This window comes from Gemmobacter lanyuensis (assembly GCF_014652355.1).
GTDB classification, from domain to species: Bacteria; Pseudomonadota; Alphaproteobacteria; order Rhodobacterales; family Rhodobacteraceae; genus Gemmobacter; species Gemmobacter lanyuensis.
Genome location: NZ_BMYQ01000037.1, coordinates 1 through 1,782, shown reverse-complemented (window position 1 = coordinate 1,782; position 1,782 = coordinate 1). Strand labels below are relative to the sequence as shown.

General features: G+C 60.6%; 1 protein-coding gene. It reads right to left on the bottom strand.

Annotated features, from left to right (window positions below):
- Positions 1-22: 22 nt before the first annotated feature.
- Entirely contained in the window at positions 23-1,669 is a 1,647-nt protein-coding gene (locus IE101_RS19600) for an IS1634 family transposase (RefSeq protein ID WP_189635513.1), read from the bottom strand.
- Positions 1,670-1,782 lie beyond the last annotated feature (113 nt).

Below are 1,782 nucleotides of genomic sequence, written 5' to 3'. Positions count from 1 at the left end.
AAAATGGTACAACAAAGTGGCGTCAGACTGGTTTTGGCAGGCTCAATGCATCGAAGAGTTCCAGTTGTTCCGGGGTCGTCCGGCTAACGCCTTGGAGGGTACGCGTGCCGGCATGTGCCGTATGCTTCTGAATGCGGCCAAGAAGGTTGAGGGCGGCTTTCGGACTTGCGCTGTGGCCCTTGGCCTTCAGGCGCATGCGCATGACGCGGTAGAGTGTGAGGGCCAGGAAGCAGATCAGCGCATGCGCACGGATACGGTCCGGCAGGCGATGGTGGACCGGCGCGATTTCAATGTCGGATTTGAGGACGCGGAACCCGCGCTCAATGTCCGCTAATCCCTTGTAGCGCGCGACGGCCTCTGCGGGGCTGATGTCGGTGGTGTTGGTGATCAAGGCGAGCTTGCCGTCGAAGAGCTCAGCCTCGGCCACAGCCTCTTCCTCCACGGACCAAGAGAAGCGATCCGCGGTCAGATCGGCTTTGAGGAAGCGCGTCATCTCGGCCTCAGCGACAGCACGAGTGAAGCGGCTGTAAGCGCCACGGTCGGAAGCACGTCGTCCCTGGGGTGTGGCGCCTTCGTCTTGGGCGTTCAGCTTACCCACCATCTTCTCGGCCATGGCATCAAGTTCGGCAATCCGTGCACGGCGCGCCTCCCCCTGCTCGGCCGCGCGCAGGGGATCATGGGCGACAATCAGGCGATGGCCTGCAAAGGTCGTTTCAGCCAAACCCTCCGCACCGAAGGCGAGGGTGCGGAACGTCTCGACCAATTCGCTATAACGCCGTGCCGGCACGGCGAGGATGAACTCAAGCGTGCGTCCGCCCTCTTTGGCGAGGCTGGTCAGGGCATCGATGTTGTCGAGGCTGAGCAGCCCGCGATCAGCGACGAGAATGACCCGCTCAATGGGAAAGCGCTGCAGCACACGCGACAGCATGGCCTGCAGGGTCTTTGTCTCCGCCACATTGCCGGGATGGACAGTGTGCATCAGGGGCAAGCCCTCGGCGGTTTGCACCACGCCCATGACGAACTGACGGGCGATGCCGCCCGTCTCTTTGTTCATGCCATAGGCGCGGATGTCCTTCTCAACCTCGCCCTCGCCATGGATCCGCACGGTCGTCAGGTCGTAAAAGACAACGGTGAGGTTGCGATCCACCAGAGGCCGGATCTGCTTGGCAAGTTCCATTTCGACGGCGTCTACTTGCCCTAGAAGTGCATCCATCGCCCGAAGCAGATGCTGATGGGTTATGCCTTCCGGCATGGCTGGCATCGCCACCGTTTCCAACCAGCGCAGAACGCCTAACTTGCTGTCCGGGGCGCAGAGCCGGTTGAACACCATGGCCCGCACAAGGGCCTCGGCGTCAATCTCACGACGCCCGGAACGCAACGCGCGCTTGAGCGCGCGATCAAAACCGAGGTCTTTCCACAGTTCATGGAGCGCGAAGACATCACCGAAGCCCAACGCGGAGTCATAGGTGATGTCGGAAGCAGTGTTCTCCAAACGGCCAACAGCCCGATTGAGCCCGTTGATCAATGGATCGAGCTTTGTCGGGCTGAGCTTGTCCAGTCGCCCCAGATTGGCGACGACCTTGATGCGGACCTTTCCGGTCTCGTCGCGGTGGCCCTCGACCAGTTGCAGGTAGCGCCGACCGCCCGATTCAGTGATGCGCGTGTACATGGACGAACGATACATCGCCAAAAGCCAATGGCTCAAGCGCATAATTAGAAAAACGTGTTACAACAAGACTTCCGCTAAAACGCCTCAAGCCGCCCCATAACCCGTTGAAATTA